The sequence below is a fragment of the Pseudoalteromonas sp. B62 genome, from assembly GCF_037162565.1.
In the GTDB taxonomy this organism is placed as follows: Bacteria; Pseudomonadota; Gammaproteobacteria; order Enterobacterales; family Alteromonadaceae; genus Pseudoalteromonas; species Pseudoalteromonas fuliginea.
Genome location: NZ_JARLVB010000002.1, coordinates 1,323,713 through 1,349,490, shown reverse-complemented (window position 1 = coordinate 1,349,490; position 25,778 = coordinate 1,323,713). Strand labels below are relative to the sequence as shown.

Sequence of the window (25,778 nt, the reverse complement as noted above, 5' to 3'; positions counted from 1 at the left end):
AGAAAGAAATGTTATGCTAATAAGCATACAAATTTGGGTGAAAAAATGACGAAATTAAATTAGAAACGGCTCAGCTTGTAGTAGATCAAGGTTATACGCAAGAAGACGCAGCAAAAGCGATGGGGGTGGGTAAATCAACCGTAAGTAAGTGGGTTACTCAATTAAAGCTAGAACGCAATGGTCAGTCACCATCAGCTTCACCAATGACGCCCGAACAAATTGAAATCCGTAAACTTAAAAAGTAAATCCAACGCATTGAATTAGAAAAGGATATATTAAAAAATGCTACGGTGAATTCAATAGGTCAATGCAACACCTTATAATTGATTACCTAGATTCAAATTGTAAGTGCATAACTTGTTTTGACTAGATTAAGTGGTCAGTTGCTCATAAGCTAACTACTTTTTCTCCGGCAAGAGATTTTACTATGAGACATTACAAACAACTGATCTATGCGCAAAGATGCCAGATCGCTGTTCTAAAGAAAAGCGGTTTTACGCAACAAAGTATTGCTGAGCTAACTAATTTATCGCAATCTACGATTTCAAGAGAGCTTTCTAGAAATACAGGCAAGCGAGGTTACAGATACAAACAAGCTCATGAGCGGGCTTTGTCTCGCCGAAGAAGTGCAAGAAAACCACTTAAGATGACACTTGAAATGATGGCTTTAATTACCCAGAAGCTTAATGAGAAGTGGAGTCCTGAACAAATAACGGGATGGTTGCGCAAGGAAAATAAAAAATCGCGTTAGCATTGAAGAACGTCCACAAATAGTTGATGAGAAAGGCCGTATCGGAGATTGGGAAATAGATACTTTCATAGGTAAAGGCCATCGAGGCGCCCTTGTTACCATTGTAGAGCGGGTCACCCAATTCACTGTATCAACTCAGGTGGCAGGCAAAACAGCACAAGCCGTTACTGCGGCGACGATAGAACTATTAAGGCCATATAGGTCAGCGCTTCATACCATCACGGCTGACAATGGAAAAGAGTTCGCTTATCATGAGAAAATCACAAAGGCATTAAGTGTTCCTGTTTATTTTGCTCACCCTTATCACTCATGGGAGCGCGGATTGAATGAAAACACGAATGGATTACTACGCCAGTATTGGCCGAAGAGCACAGATTTTAAGGCGGTAACACCAGCGCAAGTTATACCAGTACTTGAGCAACTTAATAATCGTCCGAGAAAGACACTTGGATTTGAAACGCCTGCAAAATTGATGCAGGATCACTTGGCGGCTAAAGCCGCCTAAACGTTATGCACTTCAGATTTGAATCCGCGTTATTAATTAGGTGGTTATGACTGACTTATCAAAACGTGGTTTAAGTGATATTGAAAAGCTGAAAGCATGGTTCTTATGGCGTGAAGGTAAAACGCTTAGCGAAATAGGCTTGACGCTTGATAGGCATGCTGGTTCTATATTCGGTGTACTTAAACTAAAAGGTGGAATATCGCCAGTGCAACGAAAGCGTCGATTATCGTTTCTTTCTTTAGAAGAGCGAGAAAATATATCAAGAGGTTTAGCTTCAGGCTTATCTATCAGGGTAATAGCTCGTAATGTAGAAAAGGCAGCGTCAACGGTAAGCCGTGAAATCAAACGCAATGGTGGTATTGCCAAATACCGTGCCGTTACGGCTGATAAAAATGCGCTAGAGCGAGCATTAAGGCCAAAGCAATGCAAATTACAAAAAGGTAATCCACTTAGCGATTTGGTTGAGTCTAAGCTACTAGACGACTGGTCACCAGAGCAAATTTCTGGCTGGTTAAAAATAAAACACCCAGCATCATCTGAAATGCATATTTCACATGAGACTATTTATAAAACGTTATTTATCCCATCACGCTATATTTTCGAAAAAGCAGTCCTTAGCCATCTTCGCTCAAAACGTAAGTTGAGGCATGGTAAACGCTCAACAAATAAGGGAATTTATAAAGGTATTATTGATGCTAAAACAATTCATGAAAGGCCCCATGAAATTGAAACACGAGCAACTCTAGGTCACTGGGAGGGCGATTTAATATCAGGAAGTAGCAACTCACATATAGCAACATTGGTTGATCGAAAAACACGGTATACAGCTTTGGTACAAGTTGATGATAAGGATACTAACAATGTAGTAAATGCACTTATTCTGAAATTTAATGGTTTACCAAAGGCACTTAAAAACACACTAACATGGGATCGGGGAATGGAATTAGCAGACCATAAAAGATTTACTAAAAATACGAATACAGATGTTTACTTTTGTGACCCGAGTAGTCCGTGGCAAAGGGGAACAAATGAAAATACAAATCGCCTATTAAGGCAGTACTTCCCCAAAAAGACAAGTCTACATGGCTTTGACCAACGTTATTTAAATAAAATCGCTAATAAACTAAATAATCAACCAAGAAGGATATTAAACTATTTAACTCCTAATGATATGATTAAAAACCATTTTGCACTGACCACTTGATATCACCACCGCTCTCTTGATGTCCGACTCCCTGAACAATTCTCGTTAATCGAGAAGTTAAATCAACGAGAGCGTTATCCAATTAGTCTGCTGTGTAGCGTATTCAATGTGCATCGCAGCAGCTATAAGTACTGGGCCATACGGGATACAGCGCCGACACCTGAGCAAGCAAGGTTAGAGGCTGAAGTAAAAGCAATACATGCGATGAGTGGTGGTTCAGCAGGGGCACGGACAATCGCAGCGATAGCAACGAACAATGATTTTGAATTGAGCCGTTATCGTGCAGCTAAGCTAATGGTTAAATTAAAGCTCGAAAGCTGCCAAGTACCTCAACATTCATATAAACGTGGTGGTAATGAACACCTTGAAATCCCAAACCTGCTTGATAGACAGTTTGATGTTGTTGAGCCGGATACCGTGTGGTGCGGTGATGTGACGTATATTTGGACAGGCAATCGCTGGGCTTATTTAGCCGTGGTTATTGATTTATTTGCACGCAAAGTGGTTGGCTGGGCAATGTCGTTGTCACCAGATACTAATTTAACGCTAAAAGCGCTTGAACTCGCATATGAAAGCAGAGGGAAACCGACAGGACTCATGTTCCATTCAGACCAAGGTAGCCATTATACAAGTTTAAAATATCGCCAACGTTTATGGCGCTATAAAATCACACAAAGTATGAGTAGACGTGGAAATTGTTGGGATAATGCGCCAATGGAGCGATTTTTTAGAAGCTTTAAGACGGAATGGATGCCAAAGATTGGATATGGAAACTTTATAGACGCTAAATATAGCGTAAGTGATTACATAAATGGATATTACAACAATGTTAGGCCGCATCATTATAATGCCGGTTTAGCACCAAATGAATCTGAGGTTAGATATCAAGATTCTAAAACTGTGGCCAAAATTAGTTGACCATTACAAAGCTGAGTTGATGGAGATAAATAAGCTCATTTTTAGTTACGATAATACTTTCAATGCTTTGTATAGTTTTTATATCTAGCCATTGTTCTATGTCTACTCCGACATACTCGCTATATACCTACCTGCAAAAAATTCAGCTTGACGCTTCACTACTGCGTTTTTTAGCTCATCAGGGAAAGTTACACCGTAGAGCTTAAATAAACCTATATCATAAGCGATATATCAAAATCACAGCTAATTACTTCGATATTGTTTAACTAAATTGAGGTAAAGAGGGGATCCACAGTAATGAGAATAAAATCACTATCTACTGACATTCTTCAGCAACTTCTATTGTTTAATAGGTCTTGTATTATTCTATTTACTTGTTTCAATACATGCCCACTATGGCTATCCACAAAAAAATGGTCTCCGGGTAATATATGGACATCACATGGGGCTTCAAAGTGTTTTCCCCAACTTTGAAGATCCGATAAAGTAATGTCAATATCTTGTTCACCACCTAATACTGAAATAGGGCAATTAAAAACATCGTCACCTTTATAAATATATTCATGCGCCATTTGAAAATCAGCCCTAAGCGTAGGTAAATAAAGCTCCATTATCTCTTTATTCTTTAATACTTGTTTAGGTGTACCATTTAGGTTACTAAGCTCATAAATAAACTCTTTAGCCGGTAAATGATGTATAGGTTCCTTCCTCGGGTGGCAATTTGGCCCTTTACTCCCAGAGGCAACAAAATGTATTGGCAATATTAGGTCTGCTTGCTTTATTTGATTCATTAACTCAAATGCAACTCTGCTTCCTAAGCTATGACCGAATAGTATATACGGTTTGTCCATAATGCTTTTAAAGTCAACAAGTAAAGACTGAATTAAGTCATCCATGTTTGAATAAGGATGCTCATTAAATCGATTCCCTCTACCAGGTAATTGAATTGCTACTAATTCAACGCAAATCGGAAGTTTAGAAGCCCAAGAAAAAAATTAGATGCGCTCCCCCGCGTAAGGAAAGCATATAAGTCTTAGTTGAGGAGCCAATTTAGGCTGAAATTTTGTAAACCAAGTGGATGTTAACATAGTTGATCAAATAACCATTTAAGATATTTACTATACATAAAGCTGAATACCTCAGTATTTAGCATTTTCTTACTTAAGAAGAGTTAACTTAAGACTAAAAAGCCCTTCTTTATAGCTTTTTAGTACGTAACCTATTGTACTAATAACCTAAAGTTGGCAAATTCCTAACACCTCAGCGTCTTTTTAATTGACTATTTGTTGCTGTTTATGGCTTTATTATCAAAGTGTTTGTCTCGTTTTAACAAACTAGAGCTTAAATTGCAAACGCGATTTTTAATCGTCACTAAAAATTTAGACTCCTAGGGTAATCCCCCAATCTTCATGATTTTCGGTAATGGCGACACGCATTGACCCCGAATGTAAAACATTGTCAGATAGTAACTGTAATTTACTATCTACATCATCATAAGCCACGACATTACCCAATATATTATCAGCATCATTTTGTTTGCTTAATTTACTAGGATTTTTAGGATATTGAATTGCAGAAATAAGCGCTCTTTTGCCATTACTTGCTATACCACCGCAGTTGAAATTAAAATTCGCAATAGTTTTTTCATCAGAAAAAATATACTCTCCATCCTCAGAACATACAGTTATAAAGTGTAGTGGAATATTACGAGCGAAAATTGACCACCTTACAAAAAACTAACCTCTATAAACTATGAGCGGCGCTCATAGCTTTTATTCCATCCTATAACGACGCTTTGATGATTTTTTGACTCAAAACTAAATTTCTAACACTCTGTAATAACGTTATTTCATTAAACCTTACTTTTGTAGTAGAAAAGATTAACTGTGTTTAAACTTGCTCATAATGGCAATGTACTACTCGATACGCGTAAGTCTGCACCCGCCAGTGCTACTTTTATCATTGAAGCAATTGAACAATCGCCTTACAGCGAGTGTGAAATCGATCATGACGCCATAAATAACTATTTTAACAGTCCGACACCTGAACGAATCTTAGTTGTTGCAACACGCCACGATGCAACCTTAAGCGTTGAGATCAGTGATGATAAAATGCTAGCCACCGGCACGCTCACTCGCCAAAGGTGGTGCAACACTCAGCTTTGATGAAGCTAAAAAAGAATTAGTTAAAGCGCATGTTGCTAGAGGTTATAAACAAGCATTTTTAGAGCAGCTCTTACAAAAGAAATTTGAACTTCTACCTGGATCTCTAGTTAGCGGGGCCACTTCACTTGCTAAGGGACGTTTACCTACTGACGGCCAAGATAGCAAATTTAAAGCCATGGTTAAAACCTTAAAAGACCGCCTTAAAGCACTCAAATTAAAAGAAGATGGTAGTGTTGATATGCGTGATTTTGGTAAATTAGCAAGTGTAAAACCGGGTGAATTACTAATCCAGCAGCAACCTGCTACTCCTGGTCAAGAAGGGTTTACCGTAATAGGTAATGTTTTACTAGCTAAACCCGGACAAGTTCATGCCTTAATTGCAGGAGAATGTACTGAAATATCCAAAAAATCCAATGGAATTACTTTCTACTATTGCTGGCGTGCCTGTAGAAATAAATAACGGCATGCGTGCTGATGATATTTTTACTATCAACTATGTCTCTGTAAAACAGGTCATATAGCCTTTGAAGGCAGTGTGATAGTCAGTAGTAGTGTAGAACCTGAGATGCGGATTAATGTAACTGGCGACATCACCGTTTTTGCCGCTGTCGAATCTGGCGAATTAACCACCGGTGGCGATATAGTTGTAAAACAAAAACTTATTAGTCACCAAAAACCTGAAGATAAATCGCTGTCTTGCAGAATAATTTGCGCAGGCTATGTGCATGCCTCACACTCTCAATATTGCTACACTGAAGCTGATAACATATTGCTTGACCGCCAAGCCAGCCATAGCTCAATGAAAGCAAAAAATATAATTCAAATTGGTCAATCAGAACTACCTAAAGGAAAGCTATTTGGGGGTGAAGTGTTAGATGCTACTAAATTAATTGCTGGAGAGATTGGTAATGAATCAGGAACTAAAATGGCAATCAATTTAGCCGCTTCAGCCACTCAAATGACCAAAGATATTGATAAGTCTTTTAGTGAATTAACAGCTGCAAATGAACAGGTTGATAGTTTACAAGCCGCATTAGAAAAGCAGACTTGATTAAAGATGCAGATAAAAAAGAGAACTCATGAACAAAATTGGTTCCACGCAGCTACATCATAGTCAACAAGCTGAACAACTAGAAAAGCAGGTGGCGAGTTTAGAACTAGAACTTAATACCTTGCTTGATGAAGCCATTCTAACCGTAAATACCGTTTTACATTCTGGGGTGGAAATCCATATCTTCAACAAACTGCTTAAAACAACCCGTAACTTTCCACCAAGCAGTGTCAAGTTAGAAAATAATAAAATAGAAATTGAATTTAAAACTTAATTATAAGGGGCTGTTAGTAACAGCCCCTTATTCTTTATTGTAAACCATATACATTTTCATAGGTTTGCGCTGGCCACACACCTACCTGCACTTGCCCTATGTGTTGTTTTTGTAATTAACATGTCATAGTGCCCACAGCGATGGAGAGCCACATAACAAAGTACTTTTAATGTTTTTAATCGGGTACATTGCGCTCTGAGGTAGTCGATGCGTTCTTTTGTCCGTGGGTTTCGAGATGCTCAACCCACGCTACGGTGTCTGGTTGTTCACTGTGCAACATAAACGTCCGGCGATCTCCACCTAGATATTGATGTTCCAAAGCAATAATCGTTCGATGTCTGGCTCAGGCTGACAAAGCTCATCGAGGCAATGCATGATTTAATCAAATGGCGTTAAGGCGTTGGATTTCGCAGTTTCTATGATGCTGTATAGGTGGGCGCTTGCTATCACGCCGCGTGAGGTTTGGCTAAACATCCAAAAAAACGGTTTGATAGCGCGCTCGGCGCGGTTATTGTCGATATTAAGCTGACCATTCTCAAGATAAACCATAAGTTTATGCCATTGATTGGCGAGATAGGTTGCTACCTCTGCTAATTTGGTTTTCCCGACTAAACGAGGCTGGTTTTGCGCTAACCATTTGCAGCTTGTCGATAATAGGTTTAGCTTGTTCTTGTCTTATTTCATGCTTTTGTTCTGGTGTTTTATCGTTGAGTTTTGATTCAATGCCGTACAGTTTTTGAATAAGACTCAAGACCACGTAGGTTTTGCCTGTCTTGTTTTACCCTGCACGTGCTTTACTTCAATAAATTTACGACGTGCATGGGCCCAGCAACCAACCAATGTTGATTGCGTTTATACATACGCTTGATAACCATAAACCTGTAAATACCCCGAATAGCCATCCAGATAATTAACCACGCAGGAAGCTGCTGCCCGACTGTTTTGATAGTCGTAAAGCACGATGTTTGGTACTGCGTTGTGTCTATTTATAGTCGATGGCGAATCCGAGCCGGTACAATATAGCCACATGTAACTTTTTACTTTGTCGGTGTTAACCACATTGACCGCCTTTTCATCGGTATGTATCGCGGGTTGTTTAAGTAACGCGTGTTTCAGACACTGTATCAGCGGTTCAAACAAGATAGCGGATTTGAGTACCCAGTCACTCATGCTTTTACAACTAAGCTCAATACCGTATTGCTTGAATATCGACTCTTGTCTGCGCACTGGCAGTGCATATTGATATTTGCTGGTGATGATTTGACCTATCAAACTGGACGTGACTATGCCTTTCTTGATGCGCATGTTTGGTATCTTAGCTTGTTTAATACTGTAATTCGACCCTGACTTATCATATTCACGACACGCGTACTTTGGGCGAATATACTCAATGACTTTTACCTTTGCGGGTACGAAGTCAAGCTTTTCGCTGACGTCTTCACTCATTTTATGCAACTCATTACCACAGCAGTTACACAATTTCCCTTCTTCGGCAATGTCATGAATAACTTGCTCACGGGGTAAGTCTTTTGGTAATGGTTTGCGAGTGCAGCTAATCTCTTGCGTAGCAAGCTCATCAAGTTGCTCAATGATGTCTTCGGCTTCATTGAACAATTCACCTTGTGCGTCAAAGCCTTCGGTACTTTTACCAAATTGTTTTTATTGCGCTAGCCGGAATTGTTCCTCTAGATACCTGTTTCTCGCAGTCGCTTGTGCTAATTTCTCAGCGTGCTCTGCCAGCAGCGCCGGATCGTCTGGTAGACGGTTAACATCAATATTCATCCTTCTATTTTATAATATTTTTTTCCGTAAACTAGCTTAATACGATGGTTGATATTGATCTCGCGACGATCTAAATAATGGTAGCGTTTTCGATGTTAATTTGTTGATGCCCTATGACATCATACCGAGATAATAACCAATGTAATTGTTGCTCGGTTAAACTCATTGTGTCGGCGCTGAGGTTTTTCGGCCATTTGAATTTGTGCTTATCGAGGCGTTTATACCATAAGGCAAAGCCTGTGTTATCCCAATACAATATCTTCAGCTTATCCGGCTTTTATTACAAAAAACAAACACGGCACTGGATAGTACTGACAGTTCGAGTTCACTTTCAACAATGGCCGCTAAGACATTAATGGATTTTCTGAAGTCGACAAACTGATTGCAAAGGTACACGTCAGGCACATCAATAAACATGTTCATGCTTGCAGCGCCTTTATTAAATTAGCTACCCATGTAGGCAAGATCACGAACTTTACCTTGACTTAAAAGTATGATCTTATACTCCTATTTTAAGGAGCATCCCCATGCCTAACATTAAGCTATTTAAATATTTCGAATCAATCGACGACCCTCACCAACAAGGTAAAGTTGTTCATAAACTATTTGATATCATATTCTTAGCTGTTAGCGCTGTTGTATCAGGCTGTCAGGGCAGGGAAGAGATTGAAGATTTTGGCCATGATAGACTAGATTGGCTCAGAAAATATGTTCTTCTTGAACAAGTGACGTGGTTTAATGGATTCGACTACCCCAGTTAAGAGATAATCAACTTAACTGGAGATCGATAATGACAAAACGTAAAAAGTATTCCAAAGAATTTAAACTTGATGCTATCGCATTAGTTGTTGAGCAAAACTACTCACAAGCAGAAGCCTCTAGAAATTTAGGGGTAAATCCCAACATGCTTGGTCGCTGGATAAAAGAAGCTGAAAATGATGATGGGCATGCTTTTAGAGGGAACGGTAATTTAACCCCTGAGCAAGAAGAGATCAGAGAGCTAAAAGCGCAAGTGAAACGCCTAGAAATGGAGCGTGAAATATTAAAAAAAGCGACGGTCTTCTTTGCCAAAGAAACGAAGTGAAATATTCGTTCATAACCCAATACAAGAAGACCTGGCCTGTGGCGACAATGTGCCGAATACTGGGTGTAAAAAGTAACAATTACTATAGTTATCAAAAGCGATTCTCAACTAAATCAGAGGATCCAACACATCAAGAAATGATTGATTGTGTCAAGGACATAGCGCACTTCAGTGATAATACTTACGGTGAAAGGCGTATTCAGAAAGTCTTAAATGCACTCGGTTTTCCGGTGAGTCGTCACAAAACAGCACAGCTAATGAAAGAGGCAAATGTCTGGGTGCGTTATAAAAAGAGATACAAAGTGACAACGAATAGTGAGCATAATAAGCCTATTTATCCCAATGTACTTGAGCAAAACTTCAACGTTGAAGCAGCTGATCAAGCCTGGGTACAAGATATCACTTATGTTTGGACTGCAGAAGGTTGGTTGTATCTGGCGGTAGTGATTGATTTATATTCGCGCAAAGTCGTTGGTTGGAGCATGGGCTCACGAATGAAAGCGCAGCTTGTCTGTGACGCACTGACTATGGCGATGTGGCAACGCCAGCCCAAAACAGGGTTAATTATCCATTCAGATCAAGGGGTTCAATATGCAAGCCACCAATATCGTAAATTGCTCAAGTCAAATGACTTCATTGGTAGCATGAGTAAGAAAGGCTGTTGCTGGGATAATGCTGTTGCAGAAAGCTTCTTCGGTAGTTTGAAGCAAGAGCGCGTGCATTGGAAAAACTACCCAACGCGTTATGAGGCTCAACAGGATGTAATGAATTACATCTGTATGTGGTACAACAGTCGTCGCTTACATTCGTACTTAAATTATCAAAGCCCAAATAACTTTGAAGAACGAATCGAAACATTAGATATGGTTTCTTAACTAGGGTGACTGAATTTAGTTGACCATGTCAAAGGGATCCCTCGCCATGACACAATTGCTCGTGTAATGAGCCGTATTGACATGACGCAATTCCAAGATTCCTTTTCTTCTTGGATGAAAGCCTGCTCCAAATTAACTCAAGGCGGTGTAGTTGCTATTGACGGTAAACGATTGAAAGGTTCATTAAATCAATCTGATAGACGCGATGCACTTTATATGATCAGTGCATTTGCATGCGAAAATGGTGTTGTTTTGGCACAATGCCCTGTTGATAAGAAGTCGAATGAAATAAAAGCGTTGCCAGAGCTGCTTGAATTATTAGAGATAAAAGGCTGCTTAGTAACGATTGACGCTATGGGATGTCAAAAATCAATTGCAAAAAAATAGTTGGTAAAGAAGCCGATTACTTACTTGCGGTAAAAGCAAACCATAAAAGGCTACTGTCACAAATAGAAGATGTGTTATTACCTGAGGTAGCACGACAAGCATCTGATGGGCTCTTGTTTAACGAAGCCGATTATCAAAAAATAGAGAAGAATTTAGGTGCTGTGCAGTGAGCCATAACGTGAGCGGTTTATCAGAAACGATACACTGGGAAGGTGTGTAAACAGTGGGTGTTATTGTTTCTTATAGAAAAGAAAAAGGTAAATTAAGCAATGAGTTATGCTATAGATACTATATTAGTTCAGCGGAAGAACTCGCGAGAGGAGCACGACAACATTGGCAAATAGAAAATGGATTACATTGGCGTTTAGATGTAGGATTTAAAGAAGATGAGTGTCGAATTAGGCGCAAAGGTGCAGCACCTGTATTTGCGGGGCTGAGACACATCGCATTTGATCAGCTAAAAGCAGAAAAAGCTATGCGCAGTACAGCCTACCTTGAAAAGGTATTGAACGCATAGACCTTTTTCATGCTCTTGCCCTGCCATGTAGGCTCAGATGAAGTTGGTATAGTTAAATGCGTTTCACCATGTGATAACGTGATTGAGGCGTTCACTTTATGAGGAATGGCTTTGCTTTGCACTTTAACCAATTTAGGTGCTTTTGCAGCGTCTTGTAACTTAGACCGATATTTATAAAAGTTTGAAATGGGTAACGTGTTTTCTTTACAAAATGCGACAATAGATAAGTCGCTGGTTTGTTGCTGATCAATCTGATGGGTGTTGGTATCAGTGTGTGTTAATTGCGCGTATTTCACTTTTCTGCAGACGTAAAAAAGCCCGACTATTTCTAGTCGGGCTCTCTACAATTTGAGGTCGGTGCGCTACGCAGTAGGATGTCGTAGTGCCCACAGCGGTAGAAAGTCACAGTGAAATGCTACACTATCTTTGTGTCAGGGCGGCCTTCAGTGGGTCTCGCCTTCGAGCTGTTTTGTTTCACTACTGAGTTCGGCATGGGCTCTTGGCTATTTATTAAATCCAAAACAGCAAAAAACCCGTCACATTGCTGTAACGGGTTTCTTTAATTTGAAGCCTGGTGATGTCGTAGTGCCCACAGCGGTGGAGAGCCACATAGCAAATGCTACACTATCTTTGTGTCGCGATATGAGTGTGTGTTAATTGCGCACATTTCACTTTTCTGCAGACGTAAAAAAGCCCGACTATTTCTAGTCGGGCTCTCTACAATTTGAAGCCTGGTAATGTCCTACTTTCACATAGCAAATGCTACACTATCATCGGCGCTGTTTCGTTTCACTACTGAGTTCGGCATGGAGTCAGGTGGGTCCAAAACGCTATTGTCACCAAGCAAATATGGTGCAAAGAATTAATGACAAGCACGTAGTGCTACCATTTTCTTTGCGCAAGGTGCCTCAATGTTAACGCTACGCGCTAAGAGTCACCTCTTGAATTTGGAAAATATCTGATAATATTTTTTAAGTCTTTCTAAGTAATGTCTACTTTAGTTATATTAACTTCTGTCTAAACTGTCGCATAAAACGCGTTTGGCGTTGTATGGTTAAGCCTCACGGGTAATTAGTACAAGTTAGCTTAATGGCTCACACCACTTCCACATCTTGCCTATCAACGTTGTAGTCTTCAACGGCCCTTCAGAGACTTTAAAAGTCTAGTGAGAACTCATCTCGAGGCCTGCTTCGCGCTTAGATGCTTTCAGCGCTTATCAGTTCCGAACGTAGCTACCGGGCAATGCCATTGGCATGACAACCCGAACACCAGCGGTTCGTTCACTCCGGTCCTCTCGTACTAGGAGCAACCCCTCTCAATTCTCAAACGCCCACGGCAGATAGGGACCGAACTGTCTCACGACGTTCTAAACCCAGCTCGCGTACCACTTTAAATGGCGAACAGCCATACCCTTGGGACCGACTTCAGCCCCAGGATGTGATGAGCCGACATCGAGGTGCCAAACACCGCCGTCGATATGAACTCTTGGGCGGTATCAGCCTGTTATCCCCGGAGTACCTTTTATCCGTTGAGCGATGGCCCTTCCATTCAGAACCACCGGATCACTATGACCTACTTTCGTACCTGCTCGACGTGTCTGTCTCGCAGTTAAGCTGGCTTCTACCATTACACTAACCGTACGATGTCCGACCGTACTTAGCCAACCTTCGTGCTCCTCCGTTACTCTTTAGGAGGAGACCGCCCCAGTCAAACTACCCACCAGGCACTGTCCGTAACCCCGATTCAGGGGCCAACGTTAGAACATCAAAACTACAAGGGTGGTATTTCAAGGTTGACTCCAACAAAACTAGCGTCTCATCTTCAAAGTCTCCCACCTATCCTACACATGTAGGTTCAATGTTCAGTGCCAAGCTGTAGTAAAGGTTCACGGGGTCTTTCCGTCTAGCCGCGGGTACACAGCATCTTCACTGCGATTTCAATTTCACTGAGTCTCGGGTGGAGACAGCGTGGCCATGGTTACACCATTCGTGCAGGTCGGAACTTACCCGACAAGGAATTTCGCTACCTTAGGACCGTTATAGTTACGGCCGCCGTTTACCGGGGCTTCGATCAAGAGCTTCTCCCTAAGGATAACCCCATCAATTAACCTTCCGGCACCGGGCAGGTGTCACACCGTATACGTCATCTTGCGATTTTGCACAGTGCTGTGTTTTTAATAAACAGTCCCAGCCACCTGGTCACTGCGGCTCCCGTCCGCTTAGAGAGCAAGTCTCATCACAGATAGGAGCGTACCTTCTCCCGAAGTTACGGTACGATTTTGCCTAGTTCCTTCACCCGAGTTCTCTCAAGCGCCTTAGTATTCTCTACCTGACCACCTGTGTCGGTTTGGGGTACGATTCCATATAATCTGAAGCTTAGAGGCTTTTCCTGGAAGTATGGCATCAGCAACTTCATCACCGTAGTGACTCGTCTCGTGTCTCAGGTTTAATGTTCGTCCGGATTTACCTAAACAAACGCCCTACTCACTTTCACATAGACTACCAACGCTATGCTTGCTTAGCCTGCTCCGTCCCCCCATCGCAATTATATCGAGTACAGAAATATTAATCTGTTTCCCATCGACTACGCCTTTCGGCCTCGCCTTAGGGGTCGACTTACCCTACCCTGATTAACATGGGATAGGAACCCTTGGTCTTCCGGCGTGGGAGTTTTTCACTCCCATTATCGTTACTCATGTCAGCATTCGCACTTCTGATACGTCCAGCATACCTCCCGGTACACCTTCAACCGCTTACAGAACGCTCCCCTACCACTCAGAATAAATTCTGAATCCGCAGCTTCGGTGCATAGTTTAGCCCCGTTACATCTTCCGCGCAGACCGACTCGACCAGTGAGCTATTACGCTTTCTTTAAAGGATGGCTGCTTCTAAGCCAACCTCCTGGCTGTCTGGGCCTTTCCACATCGTTTCCCACTTAACTATGACTTTGGGACCTTAGCTGGCGGTCTGGGTTGTTTCCCTCTTCACGACGGACGTTAGCACCCGCCGTGTGTCTCCCGGATATTACTTTACGGTATTCGGAGTTTGCAAAGGGTTGGTAAGTCGGGATGACCCCCTAGCCTTAACAGTGCTCTACCCCCGTAAGTATTCGTCCGAGGCTCTACCTAAATAGATTTCGGGGAGAACCAGCTATCTCCCGGTTTGATTAGCCTTTCACTCCTAGCCACAGGTCATCCCCTAACTTTTCAACGTTAGTGGGTTCGGTCCTCCAGTTGATGTTACTCAACCTTCAACCTGCCCATGGCTAGATCACCGGGTTTCGGGTCTATACCTTGCAACTATTCGCCCAGTTAAGACTCGGTTTCCCTACGGCTACCCTATTCGGTTAACCTCGCTACAAAATATAAGTCGCTGACCCATTATACAAAAGGTACGCAGTCACCCAACAAGTGGGCTCCTACTGCTTGTACGTACACGGTTTCAGGTTCTATTTCACTCCCCTCACAGGGGTTCTTTTCGCCTTTCCCTCACGGTACTGGTTCACTATCGGTCAGTTGGGAGTATTTAGCCTTAGATGATGGTCCACCTATATTCAGTCAAAGTTTCACGTGCTCCGACCTACTCGATTTCACTTAAAATGTCTTTTCATGTACGGGACTATCACCCTGTATCGTGGCACTTTCCAGAGCCTTCCATTAACACATAATAAGCTTAAGGGCTGTTCCGATTTCGCTCGCCGCTACTTTCGGAATCTCGGTTGATTTCTTTTCCTACGGGTACTTAGATGTTTCAGTTCTCCGCGTTCGCCTCGTTAACCTATGTATTCAGTTAACGATACCTGCAAGCAGGTGGGTTTCCCCATTCGGAAATCCTAGTCTCAAGCGCTTTTTACTAGCTTGACTAGGCTTATCGCAAGTTAATACGTCCTTCATCGCCTCCAACTGCCAAGGCATCCACCGTGTACGCTTAGTCACTTAACCATACAACCCAAACGGGTCTTTGTTTTGTGACAGTTTAACTTCGCCAGAAGTCAATATTGAATACTAAAGTAGATACCAATCAATCAACCGTAAAACGTTAATTAAATGGCACTGAATGGTACTGCTACCATTGTTTTTTTACTTTTGAAAACTCTTGATAAATACACTGTATCTATCAGAATTTTATTATCAGCTTTTCCAAATTTTTAAAGAGCATATTAATTAGTTATCCCAAAGGGACAAGCACTAATTAACAATCATCTGTGTGGACACTACGAACAAATAAGTTCTAAATCGTATAAGGAGGTGATCCAGCCCCAGGTTCCCCTAGGGCTACCTTGTTACGACTTCACCCCAGTCATGAATCACTCCGTGGTAAACGTCCTCCCGAGGGTTAGACTATCTACTTCTGGAGCAACCCACTCCCATGGTGTGACGGGCGGTGTGTACAAGGCCCGGGAACGTATTCACCGCGTCATTCTGATACGCGATTACTAGCGATTCCGACTTCATGGAGTCGAGTTGCAGACTCCAATCCGGACTACGACGCACTTTAAGTGATTCGCTTACCTTCGCAGGTTCGCAGCACTCTGTATGCGCCATTGTAGCACGTGTGTAGCCCTACACGTAAGGGCCATGATGACTTGACGTCGTCCCCACCTTCCTCCGGTTTATCACCGGCAGTCTCCTTAGAGTTCTCAGCATTACCTGCTAGCAACTAAGGATAGGGGTTGCGCTCGTTGCGGGACTTAACCCAACATCTCACAACACGAGCTGACGACAGCCATGCAGCACCTGTATCAGAGTTCCCGAAGGCACCAAACTATCTCTAGTAAGTTCTCTGTATGTCAAGTGTAGGTAAGGTTCTTCGCGTTGCATCGAATTAAACCACATGCTCCACCGCTTGTGCGGGCCCCCGTCAATTCATTTGAGTTTTAACCTTGCGGCCGTACTCCCCAGGCGGTCTACTTAATGCGTTAGCTTTGAAAAACAGAACCGAGGCTCCGAGCTTCTAGTAGACATCGTTTACGGCGTGGACTACCGGGGTATCTAATCCCGTTTGCTCCCCACGCTTTCGTACATGAGCGTCAGTGTTGACCCAGGTGGCTGCCTTCGCCATCGGTATTCCTTCAGATCTCTACGCATTTCACCGCTACACCTGAAATTCTACCACCCTCTATCACACTCTAGTTTGCCAGTTCGAAATGCAGTTCCCAGGTTGAGCCCGGGGCTTTCACATCTCGCTTAACAAACCGCCTGCGTACGCTTTACGCCCAGTAATTCCGATTAACGCTCGCACCCTCCGTATTACCGCGGCTGCTGGCACGGAGTTAGCCGGTGCTTCTTCTGTCAGTAACGTCACAGCTAGCAGGTATTAACTACTAACCTTTCCTCCTGACTGAAAGTGCTTTACAACCCGAAGGCCTTCTTCACACACGCGGCATGGCTGCATCAGGCTTGCGCCCATTGTGCAATATTCCCCACTGCTGCCTCCCGTAGGAGTCTGGGCCGTGTCTCAGTCCCAGTGTGGCTGATCATCCTCTCAAACCAGCTAGGGATCGTCGCCTTGGTGAGCCATTACCTCACCAACTAGCTAATCCCACTTGGGCCAATCTAAAGGCGAGAGCCGAAGCCCCCTTTGGTCCGTAGACATTATGCGGTATTAGCAGTCGTTTCCAACTGTTGTCCCCCACCTCAAGGCATGTTCCCAAGCATTACTCACCCGTCCGCCGCTCGTCAGCAAAGTAGCAAGCTACTTTCTGTTACCGCTCGACTTGCATGTGTTAGGCCTGCCGCCAGCGTTCAATCTGAGCCATGATCAAACTCTTCAATTAAAAAGTTTTATGTCTTTCGACAGCTCAATGAATTCTGAATTTTTGTTTTTGTTGCCAAAAACGAATTGACTGTGCAGTTATTATTTTCACTTTTAAAAAAGTGAAATCAAAACAGCTCAAGGCTGAATCTTTTAATAACATATGGTCACTCAGTTTTCAATTGAGACTCTAATTTGTTTGCCTCGCTAATTACCCATAAAGAATAAGTAGTTTGGCTGTTAGAACTCAATCTGTACGAGTGCCCACACAGATGATTGCTTTATATTGTTAAAGAACGTTGCGATTATAAAGTTGAACTTTATCTCGCTAGGGCTGCGCATATTACGCTTTCCTATTTTTTTGTCAACACTTAATTTTGGTAAACGTTAAATTTATCAACACTAAGTTTTACTTAACACCCTGAGTAGTTCGTGCCTAGCTATGCGTTGTCCGCTGCGCGTCGCCATATCCCGCCTCAGTGGGGTCGCATTATAGGGGGATCCGAAAACAGATCAACCCTTTTTTGAAGAAAACTTGAAATAATATGCTGTTCGCTGATAATTTGAGCTAAACAGGTTGAAAACACAACATAACTAGCAAAACATTAACAAAAAAAGGCACTTTCAGTTTTCTTATTGTCTAAAAGTGCGCTTAAGCGATCTTCATATAAAGGCTTACACCCCAAATGATCAACACGATCGTTAATGAAAGTGTTACAGCTGCAGATCCCATATCTTTGGCTCTGCCTGACAATACATGTAATTCTGTACTTACTCGATCAGTTAATGCTTCGATGGCAGAATTTAGTAATTCAACTATTAGTATAATAAGCAATGAGCTTACTAGGACTGCCCAATGTAATAATGATGAGGCAAGCCAAAATGAGATAGGGAATAATATAAGGCTTAGGAGTAGCTCTTGTCTAAATGCAGCTTCTTCTTTAAATGCAGCTTTAAAGCCAAGGTAGGAGCAATAACTTGCTTTAAAAACACGCTTAAGGCCTAAGCCATTTGGTTTTAATACATCTTTCATTAATAAACTCTATGAATGAAGGTCAAAATAAAGCCCCGCACTGCGAGGCTTTTTATTTACGCTACGCCGTATTGATCACGGTAAGCTTTAACTGAAGCTAAATGCTCATCCATCGTTCCTTGGTTTTCAAGGTAACTAATAAGATCAGCTAATTTTACAATAGAAATCACTTTGGTATTAAAGTCACGCTCAACTTCTTGAATAGCAGATAACTCGGCTTTACCTTTTTCTTGGCGATCTAATGCTATTAATACACCGCTAAGATCTGCGCCATTTTGTGCAATAATTTCCATTGACTCACGAATAGCAGTACCTGCGGTTATTACATCGTCCACCAGCATTATTTTGCCGTTGAGTTCTGAGCCTACTAATGTACCGCCTTCACCATGTGCTTTTTTCTCTTTACGATTAAAACAGTAAGGTACATCTTTATCATGGTGATCTGCTAATGCAACCGCTGTCGTTGTCGCTATTGGGATACCTTTATACGCGGGACCAAATAGTACATCATACTCTATCGCTGAATCTTCTAATGCTGATGCATAAAAACGACCTAAGCGTGCTAAGTCACGACCTGTATTAAACAAACCGGCATTAAAAAAGTACGGACTTGTACGGCCTGACTTTAAAGTAAACTCACCAAATTTTAATACCTGCTTCTCTAGAGCAAATTCTATAAACTCTTTTTGATAATCTTTCATATCGAGTGGCCTACCTATTTATGCTAATGCTTGCTTTTGTACGTCAATGATTTCACGAATAGAATGTTTAGCTAAAGTAAGTAACTCATCTAGCTCATCAAACGAGAAAGGTTCGCCTTCGGCTGTACCTTGAATTTCTATAATTTTACCTGTTTCGGTTAAAATTACATTCATATCAGTCTCAGCAGCTGAATCTTCAATGTATTCTAAATCGCTAATTGCTTGGCCTTTATATATACCAACTGAAATAGCTGCAATCATATGTTTAAGTGGGTTTGAATTAATCATACCTTTTGCACGCATATGCGTTAACGCATCAACAAGTGCAACACATGCACCACTTATAGAAGCAGTACGTGTACCGCCGTCAGCTTGAATAACGTCACAGTCAATGGTAATTGTGTTTTCGCCAAGCGCTTTTAAGTCAACAGCCGCACGAAGTGCACGTGCAATTAAGCGTTGAATTTCCATAGTACGGCCGCCCTGCTTACCACGTGCAGCTTCACGAGCATTACGCGTATGCGTTGCTCGCGGTAACATACCGTATTCAGCATTGATCCAACCTTTACCCTGACCTTTCATGAAACGAGGAACGCCCGATTCGACAGTAGCTGTACAAAGTACTTTGGTGTTACCAAACTCAACAAGTACTGAGCCTTCAGCATGCAAAGTATAATTACGTGTAAATGTAACAGGTCTAATTTGGTTAGGTGTTCTTTCGCTTGGACGCATTGACGATCCCCTTAATTCAGAATTTGCGACATTATAAGTGTATGTGGGTATAGATACCATGCTGATTTAAATAAATAGCTGTATGCAAAATATTCAGTGTATTAAATTTTCCCTAGAGCTTAAGCAGTGTTACGGTATAATCATCATAGTATTGTATTTATAAATTTAGGAAAATATCCATGATCCACAGTATGACAGCTTATGCGCGTCGCGAAATAAAAGGCGATTGGGGAACTGGCACTTGGGAAGTTCGTTCAGTGAACCAGCGTTACCTTGAAACATTTATTCGTGCACCAGAGCAATTTCGTGGCATGGAACCGGTTATTCGTGAGCGCTTACGTAAACACTTACAACGCGGTAAAGTTGAGGTTTTTTTAAAGTTTGTAGCAAACCCTGCTCATGTTGGGGAGCTATCAATTAACCAAGCTCTGGCTGAGCAACTTATAAATAGTGCTAAATGGGTTCAACAACAAAGTAATGGCGACATTAACCCTGTTGATATATTACGTTGGCCTGGCGTTATGGAAGCACAAGAACTTGATATGGATAGCGTTAATACAGCGCTAATTGTTGGCCTTGATCAAGTAATAGAAGATTTTAAATCAGCACGTGGCGATGAAGGTGCAAACCTTGAAGAAATGATAGCAACCCGTCTTGATGCGATTTTAGAACAAGTAGAAATTGTAGAAACGCACATGCCAGAAATTGCTAAATGGCAGCGTGAAAAACTGGCTCAAAAATTAGAAGACTTAACAGCAAACATTGACGAATCGCGCCTTGAACAAGAACTTATTTACCTTGCGCAAAAACAAGACGTGGCTGAAGAATTAGATCGCTTAAAGTCTCACGTTAAAGAAACTAAAAAAATCCTTAAAAAAGGAGGCGCATGTGGCCGCCGCTTAGATTTTATGATGCAAGAATTTAATCGTGAAGCTAACACGCTAGCGTCTAAGTCTATCAATAGTGACATCACTACTGCAGCCGTAGAGCTAAAAGTACTAATTGAACAAATGCGTGAGCAGATCCAAAATATTGAGTAATACTTCTGAGTATACGTTCTCAACGCCCTATAAAACCTAGCATTTGCTAGGTTTTTTGTTTTCTTTATTTATTAAATTACCGTATCCATTCAAACGGCTAACTAGTAAAAGGTAATAATCCCTGAAAAATAATAGAAGCTATCGTTTATTCATTATGACTGATGATTATAATCACGAAGGACTCACAAAAGGTGCTGAATTACCACTCCCAGCCGAGCGTGTTATTGGTCACTTAATCAAATTATAGAATGGCGCGGAAAGCCTACATTTATCAGGTGTGACAATTAACCCGAATATACTAATTATTCATTCAGGTACCTTATGTAGCATGGTTTAACACGACTGGCTAAGCTACTATATTTACGTAATATTAGTGAGTTACAAGATATACCTAAAGATTGGTTATGGACTTATAATAATGAACAACCTAACATCGAGTTAGACGATACAAAAACTAAAATAATAACCACGTAGATATTCTACTACCCGTCTATATTATGAATGGGGATACAGTGGAAACAGTAATAAATAATAATTAAGAACAGGCTTATAAATATTAAAACTAAGTTTTAGCAATCTTGTCTGTAACTTACTAAATATAAGGAAATAATTTAAATGATAGGGATTTTCAAATCCGCTTTACATGCTCTATTTGGCCGAAAAAAGCATTTATAGATTTTACTCCTAGTAGCTCAACTCAAACGACCCAACTTTCTAGCAGCTCAGCGAAGAAAATCAATAATTTCAAAGTGAGACATAAAGAACCAAAAGCTACCCCAGAAGTAGATAATGCAATTATCAACGAAAATAAAAATAAGGATCGCTGCCAACGTATCCTAAATTACTGGTTAGATGCTGAGTTGTTTGATTTACCGGAGTGTCCTGTTGATTATAAAAAGAATCTTATCAGTGAACCGGCTGATAAGTTTAAAACAAGTTGGATAGAACAAGCCGAAGACAAGTTCAAAGATGGCAAACTGGAAATAACTGAAAATAGCCGTTTAATGATTATGTTTCAATGTCATCGCGCAGGCTATATTGCTAAAGATGATGAAAAACACCCTAACTATAAAACGCCTCGTACATACCTTGTTGGACAAGCACTAATACCTCGTTGGGATGAAGATAGGGAGATTATTGTATGGTCACGTTCAGAAGAAGATGAAGACCTGATTATTAACTTGGCAACTATTCGTACATTATATCGTCGCTGCAATTCATCTATCCCTGATAGTATGAGCTTGTCTGAATGGGTAGAAGCTCGAATGGAAAATATAGAAACAGTTCTCCACTCAGGTTTTCTGTCTGAAGATGAAAATACGCCGCTGACATCAACAGAGTTGAGCAAAAGAATTCTACTATTAAACAGAGAGTTAGCTGGACAGTTCTGGCCTGATGAATTATCTCGACAGTTTATGATAGAACAATGCCAGCCAATTGATCCTAGCTATGATTCCAATTCAGATATACCTGAAGTTGGAAAAAATCAGGAGCCGTTACATTTCGTTGGCGTTTTTGTTATTACCCGGATGGGTTAGAGAGTAAACAACTAGGTCCATTTTTTGTTGATGATCTTGAAAGGTCCATTTCAGCTGTTAGTAAATGGGGTACAAAGGGCTTATCTTTACCTTTGAGATCTTATTTACTCGGACGTAAGGATAAAACCGAAGTCCCGGAAGCAGTTAACCAAGGCGACTTTTTCTGGCCTTTAACTAATGGCATTATATATGGACGTTGGCCTGAGAACCCCGAGTTTGGCCTTAGTTTGCTGCAGTCATTTGCTGTGAATACAGCAAAAAAGGCAGGCGATAACCCTGTTGTTGCTGTCAATGGTCCTCCTGGGACAGGTAAAACAACATTATTAAAAGATATTATTGCTGACAAACTTGTTTCGCGTACTCTGTTATTAAAGGAGCTTAGCGATAAAAATGACTGGTTCAGTGATGAAAAAGTCACTCGCTTAATTATGCAACACAGTATGGTTGTCGCTTCTAGCAATAATAAAGCTGTTGAGAATATATCTAAAGAATTACCTTCCTTATCAAAACTTCATAAAGCGTTCTCCTCCAAAACCAAGCATTTTAAAATCGTTGCCCCAGAAGGTGACTGGGGGTATTTTGTGCAGTGTTGGGGAATTCAAAAAACCGTAAAGCATTTAAACCACTTTTGAAGGCGCTCTCTGCGCATCTCAATAAAGTGAGTGATTTCTTTCACCTTGATTCTTTAATGAAAGATTTGAAGAAAAAAGGCAAAGAAAGTGCAAAAGAAATTATTGCTAACTTTGTTCAGTCATTACAAGAGCAAGAGAAGCTTATGTTGTTGGCCAGTGATATTAAGAAGTGTCATGCTAACAATAAGTATAATAAGTTTTTCTTACCTTTTACAGACGCGTTAATTAGCATAGAGCAGTCAGAATTATCAATAGATGCGTTTTCAACTAATTGGGCTAAATTTACTAATGAACAATGGCTAGCAGTGATAGAAGCTTTAGATTCTTTTAAAAAACAGTGGTTTGGTAAAAAACTTCATCAAGACCATAGTGAACGAAAATTTAAAACAGCTAAAAGTGATTTTGAAAATGCCTTTGCAAAGATAAAAAAGTTAGCTGATAGATCGTCTAAAGAATGGGTGTTTGATCATGATAGACACTTAATTGGTACAAAGGCTTATTCGAAAAGAAGTGACGAATCTTTCGAAGAAGCAGAAAAAAGATTGCAACAACAATCACCTTTAGGAAGTGAAGAGCTAAACCGTTGTAGAAGTGAATTATTTATTTATGCTATGGCATTGAATGAAGCGATTCTTGAGCAAGGAGCAAGTCAGTTTAAAAAGCACTGGGGAAATCTTGGTCAACTTATTGATGGTCGACTAGAAACTAAAGAAGCTATTGCTGAGCATCAACAATTATGGTCAATGTTGTTTTTGTTTTTTCCTGTGATTAGTACCTCACTTTCTTCAGTAGAGAATCAATTTAAGTTAATGCAAAAAACAGGTGGTTTTGGCTTATCAATGATCGATGAAGCAGGTCAGTCTGTTAATTATCATGTGGCTGGCCTTCTACAAAGAAGTAGGCAAACTATTTTTGTTGGAGATCCTATCCAGCTTGAGCCAGTAGTAACAATGCAACCTTCAATTGACTTAGCTATAGCAGCTGATTTCCTTCCAATTTCTAAAAAAGATACCGCTCGCCAGTGGGGAGATGATTACATAGTTAGTACTAGTTCTGCTCAGTCTCTTGGCGATAATGCAGGGCAATACATTGCAAAAATAGGTGAGCGAAAAGTAGGTATTCCTTTATTAGTACATAGACGGTGCACCGAGCCTATGTTTTCTGTGGCAAATAAAATTGCGTACGATAACCGCATGGTTCTAGCTAGCCAGCCTTTTAAGTGGAAGGCTATTCAGAGTGGCTGGATAAACGTTTCGGAAAAATCTGATGAAATAAATAAGCAGGGATATGCTAATCAAAAAGAGGCAAGAATTGCACTTGACGTAGTTCAGTTTTTGGTTAAAGAGCAACCCGAAATGGTTGCTGGAGGAGTGTACATAATTACACCGTTTTCTAATATGAGTGCTGTATTGAAGAAAGAGTGGGAAAGTAGATCAAACGATTCAGGTAATCATGACTGGATGCAGGAAGCGTTAGGTGAAAGTAAACAGAAACAAAACTTAGCTACTTTTGCTGAAGATAATATTGGTACAGTTCATACCTTCCAAGGGAAAGAAGCTTCAACAGTAATTATATGTACCGCAGCGTCTAAGGTGCGTAATAAAGCAGGAGGTATAACATGGGTTAATGGGAAACCTAATTTACTCAATGTGGCCGTTACTCGGGCAAAGCATCACTTATTTGTTATCGGAGATATCAACGACTGGTCTACTGATACTTTATCCTCTGAATTACAGCAAGGAGGTATGAATTGCTATGACAGCTTTGACCACTTTACCGAGAAAGAATCAGTGCTGTATGACGATTTCGAAGAAAATAAGGTAATGACAAAGCAAGCTTCTACAGAAGTAGAGTTTAACTTTGGTTAGTTTAATTCGAACCTTTAATATTGGGTAAGCAGAATCGCATTAAAAAGCCTAGATTTTTCTAGGCTTTTTTGTTTTCTACCGTTCTAGGGGCTGTTGATTTTTCAAGTATACTTTTTAAACAGCATCGTGAGCGGGTATAATTTACTTCGCCAAAAACAAAAAATAGCGACTCTCTATGCTAAGACTAATGTTAACAGATGAACGTTGGGAAATCCTTTACAAAGCAATGCTAAGTTCGGGGAGAATTTATGATAAGCCTGCGCATCAAATAACCACGGAAGGAATACTCTATCGAATGCGAACAGGTTTACCATAGCGTGATTTACCAAAAGAATTTGGATGCGCTGGAGTAAGGTTTCTCGCCGATTTAACCTATGGTCAAGTAAGGGGGTCTTATCTCATGCTTTCAATATATTGGTGGATTCTGAAGACGTCGAATGGCTCTTTATAGATGGGAGTATTATCAGTGCTCATCAACATGGAACGGGTGCAGCTTCTTCAGCGACCGAAGATATAGGGAAGAGCCGAGGAGGCAACTCAACCAAGATCCATTTAGCGTAGATAGCGGCGGCTTACCTGTTTACTTTGAGTTTTCACAAGGACAAGTAAACGATATCGTTCATGCAAAAAGTTTGATAAAAAACTCGCCGAAAGCTGAACATGTTGTCGCAGATAAGGGCTATGATAGCGACACTTTTCGTGAAAAAATAGAAAAATGGGAGCAGATTCAACAATCCCAAGAAGGAAGAGCCAGAAGAAAGGTAATAAGGATGTTGATTGGTGCTTATATAGATACAGACATTTGGTTGAGAATGCATTCGGTAGAATTAAAAATTATCGAGCAATAGCAACAAAATACGATAAATTATCGCGTAATTATTCAAGTATGATTACGCTTAGTTTTTTGATGATGTGGCTGCCAATGCATGCATGAACAATTTATATACAGCAAAGTTCAACAGATCCTA

At 40.9% G+C, this 25,778-nt stretch carries 14 protein-coding genes, 3 rRNA genes and 10 pseudogenes; 16 read left to right on the top strand and 11 right to left on the bottom strand.

Annotated features, from left to right (window positions below; all coding sequences use genetic code 11):
- Positions 1 to 53: 53 nt before the first annotated feature.
- The 4 genes and pseudogenes from P4S71_RS10720 to P4S71_RS10700 form a co-directional block, all read left to right on the top strand.
- A pseudogene (locus P4S71_RS10720) lies at positions 54 to 242 on the top strand (transposase); the annotation flags it as partial.
- Between the two features lie 185 nt (positions 243 to 427).
- A pseudogene (locus P4S71_RS23100) lies at positions 428 to 1,256 on the top strand (IS30 family transposase).
- A gap of 46 nt (positions 1,257 to 1,302) precedes the next feature.
- Positions 1,303 to 2,460, top strand: coding sequence for an IS30 family transposase (locus P4S71_RS10705; protein WP_337150635.1), 1,158 nt, complete (start codon positions 1,303 to 1,305; stop codon positions 2,458 to 2,460).
- A 6-nt stretch (positions 2,461 to 2,466) separates the two neighbouring features.
- Positions 2,467 to 3,378: pseudogene (locus P4S71_RS10700) on the top strand (IS3 family transposase); the annotation flags it as partial.
- 329 nt (positions 3,379 to 3,707) lie between these two features.
- Here the strand turns inward: P4S71_RS10700 and P4S71_RS10695 are convergent.
- A pseudogene (locus P4S71_RS10695) lies at positions 3,708 to 4,361 on the bottom strand (thioesterase II family protein); the annotation flags it as partial.
- Positions 4,362 to 5,264: 903 nt separating this feature from the next.
- On the opposite strand from P4S71_RS10695, the pseudogene P4S71_RS10690 reads away from it, so the two are divergent.
- Positions 5,265 to 6,868, top strand: a pseudogene (locus tag P4S71_RS10690) (DUF342 domain-containing protein).
- Positions 6,869 to 7,246: 378 nt separating this feature from the next.
- On the opposite strand, the pseudogene P4S71_RS10685 reads toward P4S71_RS10690, so the two are convergent.
- The 3 pseudogenes from P4S71_RS10685 to tnpB form a co-directional block, all read right to left on the bottom strand.
- Positions 7,247 to 7,625, bottom strand: a pseudogene (locus P4S71_RS10685) (IS66 family transposase).
- Positions 7,616 to 8,515 (bottom strand): annotated as a pseudogene (gene tnpC, locus P4S71_RS10680) (IS66 family transposase); the annotation flags it as partial. The pseudogenes P4S71_RS10685 and tnpC, both read right to left, overlap by 10 nt.
- Before the next feature lie 205 nt (positions 8,516 to 8,720).
- Positions 8,721 to 9,067: pseudogene (gene tnpB / locus P4S71_RS23095) on the bottom strand (IS66 family insertion sequence element accessory protein TnpB).
- A gap of 110 nt (positions 9,068 to 9,177) precedes the next feature.
- On the opposite strand from tnpB, the gene P4S71_RS10675 reads away from it, so the two are divergent.
- From P4S71_RS10675 to P4S71_RS10660, 5 genes are all read left to right on the top strand, one after another.
- Entirely contained in the window at positions 9,178 to 9,411 is a 234-nt protein-coding gene (locus P4S71_RS10675; RefSeq protein WP_442961668.1) for a transposase family protein, read from the top strand.
- A 29-nt stretch (positions 9,412 to 9,440) separates the two neighbouring features.
- Positions 9,441 to 10,609 (top strand): IS3 family transposase gene (locus P4S71_RS10670; protein ID WP_442961661.1). Its coding sequence is split into 2 segments (ribosomal slippage): positions 9,441 to 9,687 and positions 9,687 to 10,609, totalling 1,170 coding nucleotides; the frame shifts between segments, so codons are not numbered across the junction.
- Between the two features lie 9 nt (positions 10,610 to 10,618).
- Positions 10,619 to 10,996, top strand: a complete 378-nt coding sequence (locus P4S71_RS10665) for an ISAs1 family transposase (RefSeq protein WP_442961713.1) — start codon at positions 10,619 to 10,621, stop codon at positions 10,994 to 10,996.
- A complete protein-coding gene (locus P4S71_RS23090; protein WP_442961667.1) occupies positions 10,969 to 11,166 on the top strand; it encodes a hypothetical protein in 198 nt (65 codons plus the stop codon). Before P4S71_RS10665 ends, P4S71_RS23090 begins: the two co-directional genes overlap by 28 nt.
- A 53-nt stretch (positions 11,167 to 11,219) precedes the next feature.
- The gene (locus tag P4S71_RS10660; RefSeq protein ID WP_337150634.1) at positions 11,220 to 11,513 is read left to right on the top strand and encodes an ISAs1 family transposase; all 294 of its coding nucleotides are present in this window, start codon (positions 11,220 to 11,222) and stop codon (positions 11,511 to 11,513) included.
- Here the strand turns inward: P4S71_RS10660 and tnpA are convergent.
- From tnpA to rph, 7 genes are all read right to left on the bottom strand, one after another.
- Complete coding sequence (gene tnpA, locus P4S71_RS10655; RefSeq protein WP_337150633.1) at positions 11,486 to 11,809, bottom strand: IS66 family insertion sequence element accessory protein TnpA; 324 nt, start codon at positions 11,807 to 11,809, stop codon at positions 11,486 to 11,488. The two genes, P4S71_RS10660 and tnpA, sit on opposite strands and share 28 nt — an antisense overlap.
- 433 nt (positions 11,810 to 12,242) lie before the next feature.
- Positions 12,243 to 12,357: ribosomal RNA gene (rrf, locus tag P4S71_RS10650) — 5S ribosomal RNA — on the bottom strand.
- 206 nt (positions 12,358 to 12,563) lie between these two features.
- A 23S ribosomal RNA gene (locus tag P4S71_RS10645) occupies positions 12,564 to 15,453 on the bottom strand.
- Positions 15,454 to 15,752: 299 nt separating this feature from the next.
- Positions 15,753 to 17,288 (bottom strand): 16S ribosomal RNA (locus P4S71_RS10640).
- Together the 16S, 23S and 5S rRNA genes form the textbook arrangement of a ribosomal RNA operon.
- Positions 17,289 to 17,918: 630 nt before the next feature.
- Positions 17,919 to 18,299, bottom strand: coding sequence for a diacylglycerol kinase (locus P4S71_RS10635; RefSeq protein ID WP_008139662.1), 381 nt, complete (start codon positions 18,297 to 18,299; stop codon positions 17,919 to 17,921).
- Between the two features lie 56 nt (positions 18,300 to 18,355).
- A complete protein-coding gene (gene pyrE / locus P4S71_RS10630) occupies positions 18,356 to 19,000 on the bottom strand; it encodes an orotate phosphoribosyltransferase (protein ID WP_337150632.1) in 645 nt (214 codons plus the stop codon).
- 18 nt (positions 19,001 to 19,018) lie between these two features.
- Positions 19,019 to 19,732, bottom strand: coding sequence for a ribonuclease PH (gene rph, locus P4S71_RS10625; RefSeq protein ID WP_002958890.1), 714 nt, complete (start codon positions 19,730 to 19,732; stop codon positions 19,019 to 19,021).
- A 179-nt stretch (positions 19,733 to 19,911) separates the two neighbouring features.
- On the opposite strand from rph, the gene P4S71_RS10620 reads away from it, so the two are divergent.
- The 6 genes and pseudogenes from P4S71_RS10620 (at position 19,912) to P4S71_RS10595 (ending at position 25,744) form a co-directional block, all read left to right on the top strand.
- Positions 19,912 to 20,772 (top strand): YicC/YloC family endoribonuclease, encoded by an 861-nt coding sequence (locus P4S71_RS10620; RefSeq protein ID WP_337150631.1) that lies wholly within the window; start codon positions 19,912 to 19,914, stop codon positions 20,770 to 20,772.
- 148 nt (positions 20,773 to 20,920) lie between these two features.
- Positions 20,921 to 21,057: pseudogene (locus P4S71_RS10615) on the top strand (IS3 family transposase); the annotation flags it as partial.
- Between the two features lie 464 nt (positions 21,058 to 21,521).
- Positions 21,522 to 22,310: a hypothetical protein gene (locus tag P4S71_RS10610; protein WP_337150630.1), complete on the top strand. Its 789-nt coding sequence runs from the start codon at positions 21,522 to 21,524 to the stop codon at positions 22,308 to 22,310.
- Between the two features lie 92 nt (positions 22,311 to 22,402).
- A complete protein-coding gene (locus P4S71_RS10605) occupies positions 22,403 to 22,942 on the top strand; it encodes an AAA domain-containing protein (RefSeq protein ID WP_337150629.1) in 540 nt (179 codons plus the stop codon).
- The gene (locus P4S71_RS10600) at positions 22,897 to 24,810 is read left to right on the top strand and encodes a DEAD/DEAH box helicase (protein WP_337150628.1); all 1,914 of its coding nucleotides are present in this window, start codon (positions 22,897 to 22,899) and stop codon (positions 24,808 to 24,810) included. Before P4S71_RS10605 ends, P4S71_RS10600 begins: the two co-directional genes overlap by 46 nt.
- Positions 24,811 to 24,985: 175 nt before the next feature.
- Positions 24,986 to 25,744: pseudogene (locus P4S71_RS10595) on the top strand (IS5 family transposase).
- Positions 25,745 to 25,778 lie beyond the last annotated feature (34 nt).

Coding starts and splice junctions, on each gene's coding strand:
- P4S71_RS10705 (WP_337150635.1), top strand. CDS start 1,303: ATGACTGACTTATCAAAACGTGGTTTAAGTGATATTGAAAAGCTGAAA.
- P4S71_RS10675 (WP_442961668.1), top strand. CDS start 9,178: ATGCCTAACATTAAGCTATTTAAATATTTCGAATCAATCGACGACCCT.
- P4S71_RS23090 (WP_442961667.1), top strand. CDS start 10,969: ATGTCAAAAATCAATTGCAAAAAAATAGTTGGTAAAGAAGCCGATTAC.
- P4S71_RS10635 (WP_008139662.1), bottom strand. CDS start 18,299: ATGAAAGATGTATTAAAACCAAATGGCTTAGGCCTTAAGCGTGTTTTT.
- pyrE (WP_337150632.1), bottom strand. CDS start 19,000: ATGAAAGATTATCAAAAAGAGTTTATAGAATTTGCTCTAGAGAAGCAG.
- rph (WP_002958890.1), bottom strand. CDS start 19,732: ATGCGTCCAAGCGAAAGAACACCTAACCAAATTAGACCTGTTACATTT.
- P4S71_RS10620 (WP_337150631.1), top strand. CDS start 19,912: ATGATCCACAGTATGACAGCTTATGCGCGTCGCGAAATAAAAGGCGAT.